Source organism: Aminobacter sp. GW821-FHT11F06 (assembly GCF_058808215.1).
Genome location: NZ_JBXARL010000008.1, coordinates 163335 through 180032 on the forward strand (window position 1 = coordinate 163335; position 16698 = coordinate 180032).

11 protein-coding genes are annotated in these 16698 nt (G+C 57.8%); 5 read left to right on the forward strand and 6 right to left on the reverse strand.

Annotated elements, in window-relative coordinates; translation table 11 throughout:
• Positions 1 to 142 precede the first annotated feature (142 nt).
• The 6 genes from AC1RTB_RS19960 to AC1RTB_RS19985 all read right to left on the reverse strand — a co-directional run bounded on the left by AC1RTB_RS19960 (position 143) and on the right by AC1RTB_RS19985 (position 4818).
• Positions 143 to 1174 (reverse strand): succinylglutamate desuccinylase, encoded by a 1032-nt coding sequence (locus tag AC1RTB_RS19960; protein ID WP_492880822.1) that lies wholly within the window; start codon positions 1172 to 1174, stop codon positions 143 to 145.
• Position 1175: 1 nt separating this feature from the next.
• Entirely contained in the window at positions 1176 to 1925 is a 750-nt protein-coding gene (locus tag AC1RTB_RS19965; protein WP_492880824.1) for an amino acid ABC transporter ATP-binding protein, read from the reverse strand.
• 54 nt (positions 1926 to 1979) lie between these two features.
• Positions 1980 to 2639 carry an amino acid ABC transporter permease gene (locus tag AC1RTB_RS19970; protein ID WP_492880825.1) on the reverse strand — a complete coding sequence of 220 codons (660 nt, stop codon included), beginning with the start codon at positions 2637 to 2639 and terminating at the stop codon, positions 1980 to 1982.
• Complete coding sequence (locus AC1RTB_RS19975; protein ID WP_492880826.1) at positions 2629 to 3288, reverse strand: amino acid ABC transporter permease; 660 nt, start codon at positions 3286 to 3288, stop codon at positions 2629 to 2631. The genes AC1RTB_RS19970 and AC1RTB_RS19975 overlap by 11 nt, the downstream gene beginning before the upstream one ends.
• On the reverse strand, positions 3285 to 4175 hold the full coding sequence (gene ehuB / locus AC1RTB_RS19980) for an ectoine/hydroxyectoine ABC transporter substrate-binding protein EhuB (RefSeq protein WP_492880827.1): 891 nt from the start codon (positions 4173 to 4175) through the stop codon (positions 3285 to 3287). Before ehuB ends, AC1RTB_RS19975 begins: the two co-directional genes overlap by 4 nt.
• Before the next feature lie 97 nt (positions 4176 to 4272).
• Complete coding sequence (locus AC1RTB_RS19985; protein ID WP_492880828.1) at positions 4273 to 4818, reverse strand: hypothetical protein; 546 nt, start codon at positions 4816 to 4818, stop codon at positions 4273 to 4275.
• Positions 4819 to 4963: 145 nt separating this feature from the next.
• Between AC1RTB_RS19985 and AC1RTB_RS19990 the strand changes: the two genes are divergently transcribed.
• The 5 genes from AC1RTB_RS19990 (at position 4964) to AC1RTB_RS20010 (ending at position 16578) form a co-directional block, all read left to right on the forward strand.
• Complete coding sequence (locus AC1RTB_RS19990; protein ID WP_492880829.1) at positions 4964 to 5239, forward strand: helix-turn-helix transcriptional regulator; 276 nt, start codon at positions 4964 to 4966, stop codon at positions 5237 to 5239.
• 394 nt (positions 5240 to 5633) lie between these two features.
• Complete coding sequence (locus AC1RTB_RS19995; protein ID WP_492880830.1) at positions 5634 to 6041, forward strand: hypothetical protein; 408 nt, start codon at positions 5634 to 5636, stop codon at positions 6039 to 6041.
• 223 nt (positions 6042 to 6264) lie between these two features.
• The gene (locus AC1RTB_RS20000) at positions 6265 to 6528 is read left to right on the forward strand and encodes a hypothetical protein (RefSeq protein ID WP_492880831.1); all 264 of its coding nucleotides are present in this window, start codon (positions 6265 to 6267) and stop codon (positions 6526 to 6528) included.
• Positions 6529 to 7034: 506 nt separating this feature from the next.
• The gene (locus tag AC1RTB_RS20005; RefSeq protein WP_492880832.1) at positions 7035 to 8207 is read left to right on the forward strand and encodes an SEL1-like repeat protein; all 1173 of its coding nucleotides are present in this window, start codon (positions 7035 to 7037) and stop codon (positions 8205 to 8207) included.
• Positions 8208 to 9354: 1147 nt separating this feature from the next.
• Positions 9355 to 16578, forward strand: coding sequence for a beta strand repeat-containing protein (locus AC1RTB_RS20010; RefSeq protein ID WP_492880953.1), 7224 nt, complete (start codon positions 9355 to 9357; stop codon positions 16576 to 16578).
• Positions 16579 to 16698 lie beyond the last annotated feature (120 nt).

The window sequence follows — 16698 nt, forward strand, 5'->3', positions numbered from 1 at the left end:
CCTAGGGCAGTGGAAAAACCGAGGGTATCCCTGAAAATTGGTATTGACCGATGTGAGGGAAGGGGGCGAGCCCTCACTCAACCTGGGTGATGACGTCGACCCAGACCATCATGTTCTCGTTGGAGGCACGCCTTCCGCATCGCTAGCGGCATTTGCGTTCGACATCGGTTACCAGCTTAAACAGGCAGTCTCCGGGAGCTATAAGCGCAGGCCCGCGGCGGCAGGCGACGAGGCCAGACTGGGCAAAGCGGATTTCTACAGTCGGCTGGTGGGGCCCTTCGATGGGATGAATGAGGCCCGCGGATTGGCCGGTACGTACGGTGTCGCCGATTTCGGCAGCTGGCTCGAAGATGCCGTGGATGGGCGCGTATGTGAAGGCATCCCTGCCATCGACCCGCATGAGGCGGACGGGCGGTGCCGGTTCGGTTTCGACATTGGGCAGTAAGCCGACATGCTTGAGGACGCGTTGGAGGCCTTGTGTGGCGATGGCCTCGCCGGCGCGCGAGAAATTGCCGCCCCCGCCAAGTTCAGTGGTGAGAGCTGGAACGCCAAGCGCCTGGGCGACTGCGGAGAGGGTCGTTGCCCCTCCGCCGCCGGCGCCATCGCTGACGGACCCGATCGGGGCGCCGAAGACGTTCATGATCTCGACGAGTCCTGCGCTTTCGGCTGCCGTCTTGCCGCTACGGATCAGGCAGCAGGGAAGATAGGATAGAGATCGGCCGCCCGAATGCAGGTCGATGACGAGATCGGCCATCGGAAGCAGGACCGAGCTGACGTAGTGGGCAATCATCTGGGTCGGGGTGCCGTTCGCCTCGCCCGGAAACAGCCGATTGAGGTTGCCCTCGTCCAGCGGGGACAGACGCCGGCCGGCGGCGACGGCGGGATAGTTGAGGGCGGGCAGCATGATGATGCGGCCGCGCACATCCCCGGGCGCCACGTGGCGGGCCAGCTTGCTCAGCGCGACCTGGCCCTCATATTCATCGCCGTGATTGCCTCCGATCAGCAGGGCCGTCGGCCCCTCGCCATTCCTGATGCAGGTGAACGGGATCGGGACGGTGCCATAGGCGGAGAGATCGGTCGAAAATGGTAGCCGCAGCAAGCCATGCTGCTTGCCGTCCTTGTCGAAGTCGACAGATGTCCATATACGTGTGTCGCTCGCCAGCGCTGCCGTCATGTCAATGCAGCAATGTGTTGAGGAAGCTGCGGGCGCGCGGGTGGCTGGGCGTCGAGAAGAAGGTAGCCGGCGTTGCCTGCTCGACGATGCAGCCCTGATCCATGAACACAACCTCGTTGGCCACCTCACGGGCGAAGCCCATCTCATGGGTAACGCAGATCATTGTCATGCCATCATGGGCGAGGCCGGTCATGACATCGAGCACCTCCTTGATCATCTCCGGATCAAGTGCTGAGGTCGGCTCGTCAAACAGCATCAGGCGTGGGTTCAGACACAGTGCCCGCGCGATCGCCACGCGCTGTTGTTGGCCGCCCGACAGCTGCGCGGGATATTTATGCGCCTGTTCGGGTATGCGCACCCTTTCGAGGTGGTGAAGCGCCAGGCTCTCGGCCTCGTGCCTCGCCATGCCAGCGACGCGGCGCAAAGCGAGCGTGCAGTTCGAAAGCACTGTCAGGTGCGGGAACAGGTTGAAATTCTGGAACACCATGCCGGTGAGCCGGTACGCAAGCACCGTCTCCTTGGCATTGGCGCCCAGACGTGTTTGCTCGAGCTGAACTGTTCCCTGCTGGTAGTTTTCCAGACCGTTGAGGCAGCGGATGAGGGTGGATTTTCCCGAGCCGGACGGGCCGCAAATGACGATGCGGGCGCCGCGCGGCACGGTGAGGCTGACGTCCTTGAGGACATGGAAGGCACCGTACCATTTGTGGAGCGAAGTGATCTGGACGGCGAGATTTTGCGACGTGTCATGCATGGATGAAGATCTTTCTGAAAGGGCAGGGCCATGCGTCGGCGCTGCGCTGGTCGTTCATCGGGCCATCGGCGCGGACAGGCGGTGCTCGAGCCATTTGATGGCTTGCGAAATCCCGAGCGCCAGCGCGAGGAAGATGATGCCGGCAACGGTGAGTGGCTCAGCATAGCGGTAGGTTTCGGAGGCGATGTCGAAGGCTTGGCCGAGCATCTCGGGCACGGCGAGCACCGCCAGATAGGGCGTCGCCTTCAGGATGGAGACGAAATAGTTGCCCATGGGTGCTGCGATGTTGCGCAGCATCTGTGGGGCGATGACGAAGATGATCGCGTCGATCCAGCCGAGGCCAAGCGCTTGGGCCGCTTCTTGCTGGCCTTTCGCGATGGCGTCGATCCCAGCCTTGAAGACCTCGGCGAGATAGCCGCTGTAATAGAGGCTGAGGCCAGTCACGCCGACGGTCAGGGCGCTAAGGCGCAGTCCGTAATAGGGCAGGATGAAATATAGACAGTAGAGCCAGACCAATACCGGCGTTGCGCGAATGAAATCGATCAGGAAGCGCACGGCGAGGCCGGATATGCCGCCCGATCTCCGCATGATCTCGAGGCAGAAGCCGATTGCCGCAGCACCCAGGCAACTTGCGGCGGCCACGAGCAAGGTCATGCCGATGGCGCTCAGGATTGCCGGCATGGTCGACAGCGCAAAGCCGATGTCAAATCCCATGGCGCGCCTGCCTTTCCGGGCGTACCCGCCGCTCCACCCATCGCCCGAAAAGCGCGATCGGATAGCAGGCAACGAAATACGCCATGAGCAGCGACAAATAGATCGGCACCGGGTCGTGCTCGACCTGGGAGATCTCCTTGGCGCGGAAGGTCATGTCGGTCAGCGTGATCAGCGAGACGAGCGATGTCGCCTTCACCAGCTGGATGACGAGGTTGATGAAGGTCGGGCTCATGGCGACCAGCGCCTGCGGCAGCTCGATGCGCAGCAGGATCGTCTGGCGTGAAAGCCCGAGCGCCTGTCCCGCCTCCTTTTGACCGCGGTCGAGTGCCTGCAGCCCGGCGCGCACCGCCTGGCTGGCATAGCCACCGATGTTGAGACCCAGCACCATGGCGCCGACGGTCATGGCCGGCAGCGTCACCCCGACCACCGGCAGGGCATAATAGAAGACGAAGAGCAGGATGATGACGGCGGAGCTGCGCCAGAACTCGATGACGGCGGTGACGACGAAACGGGCGAACCCAGTCGTCAGATATTGCGCGACGCCGAAGACCAGCCCAAAGGGCACAGCGAACAACAGGCCGTAGAGGGTGACAGTGGCGGTGACGCGAAATCCTTCGAGGATGCCGAGCCAGATGTCGAGAATGCTCATTTGCCGGCACCCGCCTGGCTGGCGCTGCCACAGAGCTTCTCCATGGTGATGGTATTGGGCACGGCCTCAGTTTCGCCAAAGCCGTATTTGGCCATGATGGTGGTGACCGTGCCATCCTGCCTGAGGGCTAAAAGCCGCTCATCCCAGAGCACTGCCAGGTCCGCATCTTCCTTGCGGAAGGCGACCGCTGCATAAGTGGCCTGCTCGTCTGTCGTCACGAAGGGTGTTGCACTCTCCAGGCCCTTGGCCTTGCCGCCCGAAAGCAGCCCGATCACGGTGGGAGACGATAGCACCGTCACATCGATGCGACCGACACGCAGGGCCGCGATGTTCGATTCAATGTCGGGAAACAGCAACATGCGGTTCTCGGGCACGCCAGCTGCAGTTGCGTTTTTGACCGAAACACTGCCGCGTCCCGCCCCCATGATGATCTGCTTGCCGACAATATCGTCAAAGCCATGGATCTGTTTTGGATTGCCTGCGAGCACGATGGCTGCGTCGTGCACCTTCAGATCAGGAGAGCCGAACGCGACCTGCCGGCAACGCTCGGGCGTGATCGAAAGACCAGAGGCAACCGCATCGAAGCGGCCGGCAAGCAGACCAGGGATCAGCGCACCGAACTCGGTGACGCGGATGTCGAGCTCCTTGATGCCGAGTTCGGAAAAGGCAGCCTTCAGCAAATCGGGATGCCAACCCGTGGCCTCTCCCGTGGCCTGATCGCGAAAGCCCCAGGGTGAGCGGTTATGGATACCGATGACGATCTTGCCTTCGCGCAAGATGCGCTCCTTCGTGCTCTCGGCAAGCGCGGAGTCTTTGGCGATGCCCAGCGCAAACACCGCAAGGGCCATGCACAGGGCAGCCCTGAGCGCGCGAAAACCACGTTTCATTGTCTTCTCCCATTGTTGTGAGGCCGCTGGCGCGGACGTATTCTTTGAGACTTCTTGCCGCGCCGAAGGTTTGTTGGGTAAATGACGAGTGCGTGCGTTATCCGCGCGCTTCTGAGGGATGCTTGGGTGCTGTCAGCCTTCTCACGTCTTCCAGCACCGAACGAAGCTGCGGCCAGGGAAAGCTGGAAGGGCCATCGCTGACCTCGCCCTCCAGCAGAACGACCTCCAGCTTGGCGATGACGCCGTCGATGGTTTGTGCCGCTGTGCCTGCGAGCTCTTGGAGAAACAGCTCTGCCGCTGCTGCTGCACGCTCCTCGGCATCTTTTGCTTGCGAATAACCGAGATTGTTGTCTTCCCAGCGGACGATTTCAGAGAAATCGCCCGAAGCGGGGGAGGTGGAACAGCCGACCTTCTTGGCCAGCTTGGTCTCCAGTCGCTGTTGCAGGCGGCACAGCGTTAGGGTTCTTGCGTGAGCATCGCGCCAGGTGCGTGCCAGGACGATCGCCGGATCCGGCTTCTCGTCCTCGCATGTTTTGCGCGCCTCTGCCGGTTCGGCAGGCGCGGTATTGGCAGCCACGACAATTTCCCTCTTTCGCCGGCGGGTGACGAAAGGCAAAGTCGTGGTATTGTCGGAATCAGCCATGATCCGAGCTCCACTCAGCTTGGTTGTGGTCAGGCTGGCCAAGATGTTCGCGCATCGCGGTCAGCCGCTCCAGGTGTCTGTCTCCGTAAACGAAAGACCAGACCTCTAGAGATTTGATGGAAAAAATATCAATCAGTCTGTGTGAATGTCAATAGAAAATCTATCAAATCCTCCTATCACCACTCGGCAACTCAAAGCCGCTCGAGCACTTCTCGGGTGGTCACAGGGAGATCTTGCCGGCCATTCTGGCGTTTCTGAGCCGACTATCGCACGCCTTGAGGCCGAAGATGGTCTCCTTGGTGGCCGTCCCGAGACCGTCGCAAAGATACTTAAGGCGTTAAAGAGTGCAGGGGCCGAGTTCATTCCGGAGAATGGCGGTGGGCACGGTGTCCGATTGGTGCGCCGTTCCAACAACGCCTAAGCTGTAGAGAGCTCAGCCGACCGCGTAACCGGCATACATCAGCTGGGGTCGGGCGGGCTCGGATTTGCTAGCCGATGAGATTAGGTAGCTCTAAATTATACTAAATAATGTTTCCAAGTGCTCTCTCGGATACTTGCATTTAGCGCAAAACACGGAGAGGTTGAGTGGTTGCTAGAATTCGCGTTGGCGGGTGTGGACACTAGGAACTCAACGACAGCTGGAAGCGTCAGCGGCGTCAATTGTCGGGCGTCGATCAAGCAATGGTTGCGCCTCCTCTGGCAGCCTGCTGACATTAGCGAGTGATAGAAAACTGGCGGCTCTACTACCTTAACCCGGATTTGGCATCAGGTGGCGGAATGCGGCAGGTAGACGGCGAGGGAAGCCGGAGTGTTTTATGGCTTTGCGTAATGAGGTGGCATCGAAGCGATTTACAGTGATCCTGCTCGTCTTTGTCGCTGCATTAGCGTTCTTTTGGGTGGCTGCGGCTGCGTGGCAGTCCCATCAAAGGTGGAGGACCTGTGACATTGACTTGACCGATGCGGAAATACGTAAGCTGGTTGTCCACGGCATCCGTGATCGCGGGCTTGGGAAGTATTTCGCTGACAATGCCGCAAGCCTCAAACCCGAAGACGGGGTCTGGTTGATCCGCACACCTACTTACAAATTGGCGAAGGACGCTGAATCCGAATACGAAATGACCAAGTATGAGGTCCGCGTTAAATTTGGCGAAATCGACATTTGGGCATTGGTGAGTCCGTGTAAAATCATAAACATGATGGGTGAAGGTAGTTTCTACCAATAATGTATGTATAGGCTGAGCGGGCTTAAAAGACAGAACGAGCAACACGTGGTTTGGAAGTCTTTTAGATTTCAATGCGAATGTTGAGATCGGCGCGATGCTGCCCAACTAGGACAATGGGCTTGTCCGTGATGGCTTGAAGGCGAAGATCGAAGCTTTCCTCGTCACCCCGCTATGCTGCGCCAACTGGCACGGGCGCCACCGGACCCAAGTCGGAGGCTAGGTTATGGATGTGGTTTTTAACGCCAAAACACTGGCAATAATTATTAGCACTGTGATGCTTGTTATTTTTACATACATGCTGGTAAAGGACATAATTTTCTATTCCAAGAATAATTGGAACTTAGATTCTGATGGTGGAGTTAAGATATATAAAGGAGACTCGCTGGATGATGATACAAAAATGAGTGTAAAGGAAAGAATGTATTATGGTCATGCAGCAGGAATAGTAACATCTGCAGTGATACTCGCTGCTGCGATCTGGACGTAGACGTAAAACGGCGGTTGATCAGAAGTGATCCAGATTGTCGCGCCGGAGCTTGGTATCGGTCCTCGTGTAGCGGGCGAAATCGCTCTTGCCGTGCATGACCAGCGCCAGGCCCAGGGGAGGCTGAAGACGGATCCCAAAGATGGTCGCGCTCGGCATTCGTTTCACGCAACATTTTCACTACAGGCCAGTAGGGCCGCTGTGCCGATAGTCACCGTCGCCTCCGAAATGCGCTTGCTTGTGGTTGAGTATTGAAATTAGACAATGCTAAATTATACCAAATAATGTCTGTAGTGATACTTGTGCTTTACGGGAAAACGACGAAAACGTTGAGTGATTACTAAGATTCGAATTGACGGGCGTTGACGGCAGGAACTCGATGGAGGCTAGGATGCATAGGTGACTGCGGGCGGCGTTAAAAAGACATTGCTGCAGACATGCTTGCCGGAACAGATGAGAGGAAGAGCTTTTGGGGGCCCGGATGAGATCAAGAGTCTGGCGACCGTTGCGTGCTGGAGTTCTTGCTCGATTTTCTTATGGAGATAAAGGATGAGGCGTCCATGCGGGAAATGAGAGGCATCTGGTCTCCAGCTATCGCGAGGCCAGAAGAGCTTTCAATTGAGACAAAGGGGCGAAAGATGCCGTATATTTGGAAATTGGCGTCTTCAATGATTTTGTGTCTTTCTTTCGCAATTGCGGCGCATGCAGACAGCCTTGTCTCTGACACAAAACGCCCAACACGTACTGTCTCTCAACTCGTCGAGCTCGCCAACGCTGGTAGCGTTGATGCGCAATACCAGTTGGGAGTTTTGTATTTCGAGGGGTATGGCGTCGCCCAAGATCTTAAGCAGGCCGTCCTCTGGTGGAGCAGGGCGGCTGCCACGGGAGAGGCCAATGCAGCTTACAGTCTCGGTGCAGCATATTTGACCGGCCGAGGTGTCGATCTGAATGAGACTATGGCCGTTTTTTGGCTCCGACGATCTGCCAACGCAGGCCAATCCGATGCACAAAACCTGCTCGGGAACATGTACGCAAAAGGCAATGGGGTTCAACAGGACACCGGCACGGCGGTTAAATGGTGGGAAAAGGCCGCAGCCAATGGAAATGCCGAAGCACAGTACATTCTTGGTATCTCTTACTATTCTGGCGTGTATACTGAAAAAGATGAAAGTAGATCTATCAATTTTCTGCAGTCGGCCGCCGCCGCCGGCAGCATTGAGGCGCAGTACAATCTTTCACTGATGTATGAAAATGGAATTGGAACTGCGCCCGATGAACATATGGCCGTGTACTGGCTGACAAAAGCCGCAGAAGCGGGGCATGCCAGAAGCCAAAGAATTCTTGGGGTCAGGTATTTGGACGGCATTGGACTGGCGCGCAATGTCAATGAGGCTGTTCGTTGGCTCCAAACAGCGGCCAATAACGGCGATGTAGAGGCCCAGATAAAGATCGGGATGATCTATATCGAAGGCAGAGATGCGGATCAAGACGTCGAAAAAGGAATTGGCTATTGGGTGAAGGCTGCCAATTCCGGAAGCAGCATAGCTCAATATAATTTATGGGTAATTTATTATAAAGGTACGTATGTCCCCCGGAATGTCGGCCTCGCTATTTCTTGGCTTCAAAAATCGGCGGTCAATGGAAACGAACACGCAAAGAAAATCCTAAACAGCATTAAGTGAAAATCCTAAACAGCATTAAGTAAGGTTATTTCGGCTCAATGCCGAAGGGGGGGCTATGGGGCGTTTTGACGAGGGCATATCCATTTCGGCTAAGGGCGAAATGACGTTTGATGTTAATTTCGATCTTGAATTAGGCGGGTATCGCGTCAGCGGGACGCTATCTCGCGATTTTGCAGGTAACCTAACAGGGAATCTTTTCGGGGGTTATGGACGGTCCTTCGGCATTTTTGACGGTCGAATTGGCGTGTCCGTGGAAGACTTGAGGATCGACAAAAACTGGGATCTTCAAGCCGGGAAATTGGGAGGGAAAATGAACCTTTCAATAGAGATGGAAAAACTCGATGTCGACTTGATCGATGGAACGGTTACGGTAGATTTTGTGTTTGATGAAGGGGGTATAAGGCACTTAAAGCAAAACTTTCCCGATCAAGTGCCGATAATCTCACCATTTGGCATAGTTCCTCCAAATTTTACTCCGAAGACAGTTCTCAGAGGAGCAATTGATACGTTGCTCGATCCGTTTTTAACCCCTCCCGCCTTACAGCCAAGTCACCCTAGCCCTTCTGGCAACAACCCGATGTCGCCGCGCGCTAATCCTGTAGACGACCAACGAGCTGAGCAGCGCCTGTCCGCAAATCCGAGCAACAGTCCTCGTCCAGGGGCCCATACGCCTTTCGGGGATAATCGACCTACGAACTCGCCCGCAAACCCGAATGCTGATCGGTTCAAAGGTGCTTTAAGATCGGAAGCGGCAGAGGCAGAGCGTGCGCGCCGTGAAGCCATAAATAATGCGAACATTTCGAGGAATCCCTTCGACACGATGCGGGGTGGCGATCGTGACACGTCTCGCGATTCTCGCCCGAGCGGCGGTGGTCGGGGCGGTACGGATATGGGTGAGCGTGGGGGGTGGACGGGAACCGGCCCTGGCGGCCCGACGGGCGGCGGCCGCGGCACAGATATGGGTGAGCGTGGCGGGTGGACCGGAACCGGCCCTGGCGGCCCGACGGGCGGCCGCGGTGGCACAGATATGGGTGAGCGTGGCGGGTGGACCGGAACCGGCCCTGGCGGCCCGACGGGAGGAAAGTCGGGGGGTAAATCTGGCGGTAAATCGTCGCCAAACGGTGGTGGCCGCCGAGGTGGCGCACTCATGTCACCTGTGCTTGTCGACCTGACCGGCAATGGCATATCAGTAGACACTATCTCCACCTCGTCGCAATTCGTCGATCTTGCCGGCGACGGCTATCAGCACCGCACCGCCTGGGCCGGCAAGGGCACCGGCGTGCTGGTCATCGACGCCGATGGCGACGGCAAGATCAGCCGCTCGAGCGAGTTCGTCTTCACCGAATGGGACGCGACCGCCACTGGCGACCTAGCCGCAATCAAGAGTGTGTTCGACACCAATGGCAACGGCATGCTCGATGCCGGCGATGCGCGCTGGAACGAATTCAAGGTGATGGTCGACGGCCAGCTGGTGTCGCTGGCTTCGCTTGGCATTGTCTCGATCGATCTGACGCCAACAGGCAGTGGCCAGCGTTTTGACGATGGCTCAGCGGTGACCGGCACCACCACCTACACCAAAACCGACGGCAGCAAGGGCACCGTCGGCGATGCCGTTCTTGTTGCTGATGAAAACGGCTATGTGATCAAGCAGGCGAGCGTGACCAATGGCGACGGCTCGACGACTGTGTCGCTCGATGGTTACGACAAGGAAGGCCAGATCGCCTTCCGCAACCGCATCACCACCAGCGCCGATGGTCTCACCAAGACAACGCAGTTCGATGACGACGGCAACGGCACCTGGGATCGGTCTCAGGTCGAAACCCTGCGGCTCGCTGGACCAGCGCCAGCGAGCGCGTCTGCGCCTTACGCACCTCCAGTCGGCCCCAACGACATTGTTGGGACGTCCGCCGGCGAACATCTGAATGGAACCGCTGGCGACGATGTGATCCGCGGCGGCGACGGTGATAGCCTATACGGGGGGGCCGGCAACGACTTTCTGATTGGCGAAGCTGGGCAAACGCAAGTCAACTTCGATGGCTATGCTGCAGATTACATATTTACGCTGAATCCTGACGGCTCCGTGACGGCGTCTCATCCCGTCTATGGTGTCGACACGTTGATCGGCATCGATAGTGTCTATTTCCTGGGCGAGCAAAAATGGTCGTTCATTTTCGAACTTATCCCGGGGGCTCCAGCGTCGGTCGGTAGCGGAAACAGCAACGCCTTTTGGGGTACGGCGAACGGGGACACTGTTGTTCTCACCGGCGGTACCGGCAACATCGTGGACGGCGGCATTGGCATCGACACGATCATCTTCTCAGGAGATGTGACCGAATATCGGATCATCGGGCAGGGCGTTAACTTTACCGTCACGCACACGACAACCGGCGAAACGGTCCAGTTCAAGAACGTGGAATTCCTCAAGTTCAGCAGCGGGCCGGCACTTTCCCTTGCCGATATCGTTGCGGCATCCGGTCATGCACCGGGTGAGCACTGGTCGGCAGCCGAGATCATCGACCGGACGCGCACGAAGACCATTTCGAACTTTGCCGCCGACGGGTCGCTTCTCAACCGTACCGTGATTGTGACCAGTGCAGACAGAAAGACCGTCACGACCACGGTTGACCAGGATGGCGACGGCGCCAACGACCAGCAGCAGATCTATGTCAAGAATGCCGATGGCTCGTCGACGACGACAGTGACGCAGAATGCGGTCAACGGGGCGATCCTCAAAAGAGTCGAGACCACGGCAAGCGCCGACGGGCTCACCGAGACTGTGCGCACGGATACGACCGGAAGCGGTACCTATGACCTTGTCGAGACGGAGACTACGGTCGTTGCGGCCAATGGTGCCCGCACCAAAACCACCGAGGCGCGCAGCAGCAACGGCACGCTGATCGCCAATGAGGTCGAGACCACGAGTGCCGATGGCAGAACCAAGACAACGCAGATCGACAGCAACGGCGATGGCCAGTTCGAGACGCGGGTCGAAAGTTCAGTTGCAAGCGACGCCGCAGGCGCCACGGTGACGACCGTCACCAGTTACAACGCCGACGGGACGTTGCGTGGCGGCTCGGTGACGACCAAAAGCGCCAATGGCCTCAGCACCACCGAGGCATCCGATGTTAATGGCGATGGCGTCGCCGATATTGTTTCGTCCAACGGAACCATGGTCAATGGCGACGGCAGCCGGGTGCAGACCGTCCAGGACAAAAGCGCCAATGGTGCGCTGCTGGCCAGCTCCGTCAGGACGACAAGCGCTGACGCCAAGATCATCTCGATCGTGGCCGACGTCAATGGCGATGGTTTCAACGACTCGACCAAAACGATCGTCATCGATGCGACCGGTGCCACCACCGCGATAACCAGCCTGTTCAACCCGAACGGCACGCTGAAGTCGCGTGCGCTTGAGACGTCGGATGCGGCGGGTCTTTCGGTGACCAGCAAGACGGACGTCACTGGCGACGGCATCGACGATGTGACGGTCACCGATGTCACCACGACGAATGCCGACAGCAGCCGCACACGCACGGTGAACACGACCAGTGCCAACGGCACGCTCGTGGGCAGTGTGGCAACCACAACGACGGCAGACAGCCTGGCGCAGACCGTCCGTCAGGACGTCAATGGCGATGGCGTGGTCGATCGCGCAACCGCGTCGGTCATCGTGCTCAATGCCGATGGCAGTCGCAAGGAGACCGTTACAACGACCAGTGCCAATGGCACACTGCTCGCCAAGACCGAGGAACTGGTCAGCGCCAATCGCAAGACGACCACTGTCAGCATCGATGCCAATGGCGACACCAAGACCGACCGCACCGAAGTCAGCGTTATCAACGCCGATGGCAGCAAGAAGGTGACGGCGACCGACTTCAATCCCAACGCCACCGTTGAAGCGACGTCGGAGACGACCATCAGCGCCGACGGGCTGACCACCACGGTCAAACAAGATATCGACGGCGACGGCGTCTTCGACGGGACCGTGCAGCAACAGACAGTCATCGGCGCCAATGGCAGCCGCACCACCACCGTGTCGGAGCTTGCCGGCAACGGGGCGCTGCTGTCGCGGACGATCAAGACGGTCGCGGCCAACGGCTTTACATCAGAGGTCCAGGTCGACGAGAACGGTGATGGCACCATCGACAGCAAGACGACTGATGCCACGGTGTTCAACGCGGATGGCTCTCGCACCCAAACTGTCAGCGATCTCACCGGCGCCGGCGCACTGATCGGCACGACCACCAGCACCACGAGCGCGTCGGGCCTTGCTGTCGTTGTCCGCAAAGATATCGACGGCGATGGTATCGTGGACCGCACGACTGTGGCGACGACAACCCTTGGGGCGGATGGATCGAAAGTCGGCACGGACATCGTCAAGAACGGCACCGGCGCCCAGATCGCCAAGTCGGAGACCGTGACCAGTGCCAGCAAGCGTCATGTCACAACGACTATCGACCTGAATGGCGATGGCGTCACCGACGAGCAAAAGACCGTGGTTCAAGCCGACGACGGTTCGACCCGGCAGACCGTCAATACTTTGGGCGCTGGCGGAGCCTTGACCTCAAGCGCGCTTGCCGTCGTGAGTGCTGACGGGCTCAGTAAGAGCCTCGTGTCCGATTTGAATGGCGACGGCATCAATGACCGGTCGTCAACCGCGGTGACCGCGCTCAATGCCGATGGCAGCAAGACCGAGGTCATCAGCGAACTTCACGGTGATGGCTCGGTCAAAAACCGCACGACGACCAGTGTCAGTGCCAACGGGCTGACCAGGACCGTGACCTGGTCAGCCTCAGGCACCACGACAAGCCGCTCGATGAGCGACACGACCTTGCTCAATGTCGATGGCAGCACGACGAAGACCATCGCCTATTACAAGGCGGACGGGACGCTCGAAAGCCGGACAATCTCCAATGTCAGCGCCGACAAGTTCACCACGACAATGACCGACGATATCGACGGTGACGGCATCATCGACCAATCCATGGTCTCCGTCACCAATGCCGACGGCAGCGTGACTGCGACCTTGTCCGATTTGGGGGCTGATGGCGTCCAGGTCGTCGGCAAGAAGACCGTCACGAAAAGTGCCTCCGGGCTGACGACGACAACCGTCTATGACGGCAATGGCGACGGCGTGCCAGAGACTCGGATCGTCGAGGCGACTGTGCTTTATGCCAATGGCAGCAAAGCCACGACGATCGAGCGCTACAATGGCACCTCGCAATTGCTCGAACGCACGCTCGTCGAGACGTCGGCTGACGGGCTGACCACAACCGAAAAGTGGGACCTCAACGGCGACGGCACCTTCGAAAAGAGCCAGACCGATGCGACGGTGCTGAATGCCGATGGCTCGAAGACGTACGCCACCAGCAATTTTACCGGCACAACACTGACCAGCCGTCACCAGTCGACAACAAGTGCCAATGGACTGTCGACGACCAAGAGCTGGGATCTTGATGGCAATGGCACCAACGATCAGACCGCGACCGACGTTTCGGTTGTCAATGCGGACGGAACAATTGTCCGCACCGTAACCAACAGGAAATCGGATGGTTCGCTGATCTCGCAGTCAACGACAACGACCAGTGCTGATGGCCGCAGTGTCACATCGGTGGAAGATCGCTCGGGAGAGGGCTTCAGCAATCGAACGCTGCTGACGTCGACCGTGAAGCTGGCAGACGGCACGACCGTGGAAACCAGGACCACGAAAGATGGTCTTGGCAATCTTGTAGACAAGCAGACGACAACGACAAGCGCCGATGGGCGGGACATCAGCGTTGTGCGTGATGCCGATGGCAATGGCACCACCGATCAGATCGAGCAGGTGACCAGACTTGTCGACGGTTCAGAAAGAACCGTGCTCACCGGCTACAAGGCCAATGGCGACAAGGCCAACCAGACCACCATCACAAAGTCCGCCAACGGGCTGGTGACCACTTACGAGTGGGATATTGACGGCGACGGCACTATCGACCGGCGCCGCACGGAAACCAACAGCTTCAACATCGACGGCAGCAAAACGAGCGTGTTTGTCGATCGCGATGATGCCGGTGTATTGTCGTCGAACACCACCATCAGCCAAAGTGCAGACGGCAGGACCCGGACTCTCACGCGTGATGTCAACGGCGATGGTGTCGTCGATCAGACAGAGACTGTCATCGTCGACGCAGCCGGTGCCACCGTCTCGACGGTGACCAACAACGCTGCTGCCCGTGCGTCGTCCAATCTGGTCAGCGGCAACGTCTATTGGAAACAGGCAATCGCCGCCAAGATCGAGACCACGACATCCAACGATGGACTGACCAAAACCGTCCGCTCGGACTATGATGGTGACGGCATCTTTGAGCATGTTGCTGTGTCGAAAACGCAGATTGATGGATCGATTGTCTCGACCATCACCGAGACGGATGCTGCCGGTACGGTCAAGGCCAAGGGCACGATCGCCACGAGCGCTGACGGTTTGACCACCATCCTGTCCAAGGACAGCGACAACAACGGGACCTATGACTACACCGAGACATCCGTCGTTGCTTCGGACGGTTCGATCAAAAAAACATCTGTCGAGCGCAATCCGGACGCAACGCTCAAGCAGACCGTGGCCGAGAGCCTTAGTGCCTCGGGCTGGCTGCTGCACAGTTTGACCACGGATGGAGCCGGTCGCAAGACCAGCGAGACACTGCGCAACGCCGACAACACGATGACGGCATCGACCTTCGTTGCGGCAACAGGCCAACAACTCAGTGTCGGCCAGCTCAGCAAAAAAGGCCTTCTGACGAGTGCTGTACTCTATGACCCGCTCAGCCAGAACCCCTGGAGCCGTGTCGAGCAAACCTATAATGCCGCTGGGCAAAAACAAAGCGAGCGGCAGTTCAATGATGATGGCACCCGTACGGATGTAACGTTCGAGGTGTCCTCGGGCAATGTGGCCCTGGTCAATTACCACGATGCCGCCGGCACGTTGACCGGAACAACGACCTACGACCTGGCGAATGCTTATGCCTGGTCGAACATGTACCGTGCGTTCAACACGGCGGGCCAGGTCACCTATCAAAGCGAAGCCAACGACAATGGCACGCGCATTGCCTACACATATGATCCAACAAATGTGCAGACGTGGAATTATATTGCTCAGCATTTTGACACCGCCGCTCGCCAGACGGCCCAGTATGAATATTACGACAACGGAACCCACATTCACATTGCCTGGGATCAGCTGAATACAGCGAACTGGTGGCGGATCGACCATAGATATAACACTGCGTCGCAGCTGGAATCTTATACGCACTATTACGATGATGGCACGCAGCTCAATGGATACAATGATGTAAGCAATACAAACTACTGGTCAGCTGTTCAGTATTTCTACAATACGGCGGCGCAGATAACCCTTGAACGCATTTTTGTCGACAACGGCACCCGCATTGACACGCATTTCGATCCGACGAATGCCCAGCCGTGGAGCAGCGTCGTTTATCATGTCGATGCGGCTGGTCGAATCACAGATCAAATTAACTACAATGACAATGGCACCAGGGATGAATACTATTATGATTCTGAAAGCAATCAATACTGGTCGCGCATAGAAATTGCATATAGATTTCGCACTAGTCTTACTATTAGTACACGAAAGATTGTCAGCGATAATGGGTACTATACTATAGATTATTTTGGTAGCGACCGATCTGACGGTTCTTATACCAGAAATTACTACAGAGATAATGGAAGCCTTTATAAGCAAGCCAGTTTCTATGCGGATGGGACCCCCATACCATGGGATCCTTTTACGGATCCTGTCTTGCTTGACATGGACGGAGACAATCACATCGATCTTCGCCCGTTCAATCCGGATGAATTTGAAGCCAATTCAGGCCCACGCTTCGACTGGGACGGAGACGGTATAAAGGACGGCACAGCCTGGGCCGGCCCAGGCGATGCGTTTTTGGCCATCGATCTTGGCGCGGACGGGCTCGCGGGGGCCGACGGCATCATCGATCAGGCGCGCGAACTCGCTTTTACCATGTGGGCGAATGAGCCTGGTGCGGGCGGAGCGCTGACCGATCTCGAAGCCTTGAGATTGGTTTTCGACACCAATCACGACGACATTCTGGATGCGCGCGATGCGCGCTGGGACGAATTCCGGGTGTGGCAGGATGCGAACCAGAATGGGCAAACCGATCAAGGCGAACTGCGGACCATGTCCGAGGCTGGCATCAAGCTGATCAATCTTTTGCCGTCGCCCTCGGGTGCGGTGGAATTTGCCGATGGCTCGGCGATCACTGGGACAAGCTCGTATGAGACAACCAACGGGCTGACCCGATTGGTTGGCGATGCCAGGCTTGCCTACCAGCCATCCATGGCCACCAACCCAGCCTGAACCGTCGATTCCTAGGACGACGAGGTCTTGCACCTCGTCGTCTTAAGACGATTCGCCTGCGCCCGATTTGACGCAACGACGGTCTCCCCCCGGCCGTCGCTGTCAGATCATGGCAACCCA

Excerpts from the sequence above, each read along its gene's own strand:
- AC1RTB_RS19960 (WP_492880822.1), bottom strand. The coding sequence starts at position 1,174 with ATGACGGCAGCGCTGGCGAGCGACACACGTATATGGACATCTGTCGAC.
- AC1RTB_RS19965 (WP_492880824.1), bottom strand. The coding sequence starts at position 1,925 with ATGCATGACACGTCGCAAAATCTCGCCGTCCAGATCACTTCGCTCCAC.
- AC1RTB_RS19970 (WP_492880825.1), bottom strand. The coding sequence starts at position 2,639 with ATGGGATTTGACATCGGCTTTGCGCTGTCGACCATGCCGGCAATCCTG.
- AC1RTB_RS19975 (WP_492880826.1), bottom strand. The coding sequence starts at position 3,288 with ATGAGCATTCTCGACATCTGGCTCGGCATCCTCGAAGGATTTCGCGTC.
- ehuB (WP_492880827.1), bottom strand. The coding sequence starts at position 4,175 with ATGAAACGTGGTTTTCGCGCGCTCAGGGCTGCCCTGTGCATGGCCCTT.
- AC1RTB_RS19985 (WP_492880828.1), bottom strand. The coding sequence starts at position 4,818 with ATGGCTGATTCCGACAATACCACGACTTTGCCTTTCGTCACCCGCCGG.
- AC1RTB_RS19990 (WP_492880829.1), top strand. The coding sequence starts at position 4,964 with ATGTCAATAGAAAATCTATCAAATCCTCCTATCACCACTCGGCAACTC.
- AC1RTB_RS19995 (WP_492880830.1), top strand. The coding sequence starts at position 5,634 with ATGGCTTTGCGTAATGAGGTGGCATCGAAGCGATTTACAGTGATCCTG.
- AC1RTB_RS20000 (WP_492880831.1), top strand. The coding sequence starts at position 6,265 with ATGGATGTGGTTTTTAACGCCAAAACACTGGCAATAATTATTAGCACT.
- AC1RTB_RS20010 (WP_492880953.1), top strand. The coding sequence starts at position 9,355 with ATGTCACCTGTGCTTGTCGACCTGACCGGCAATGGCATATCAGTAGAC.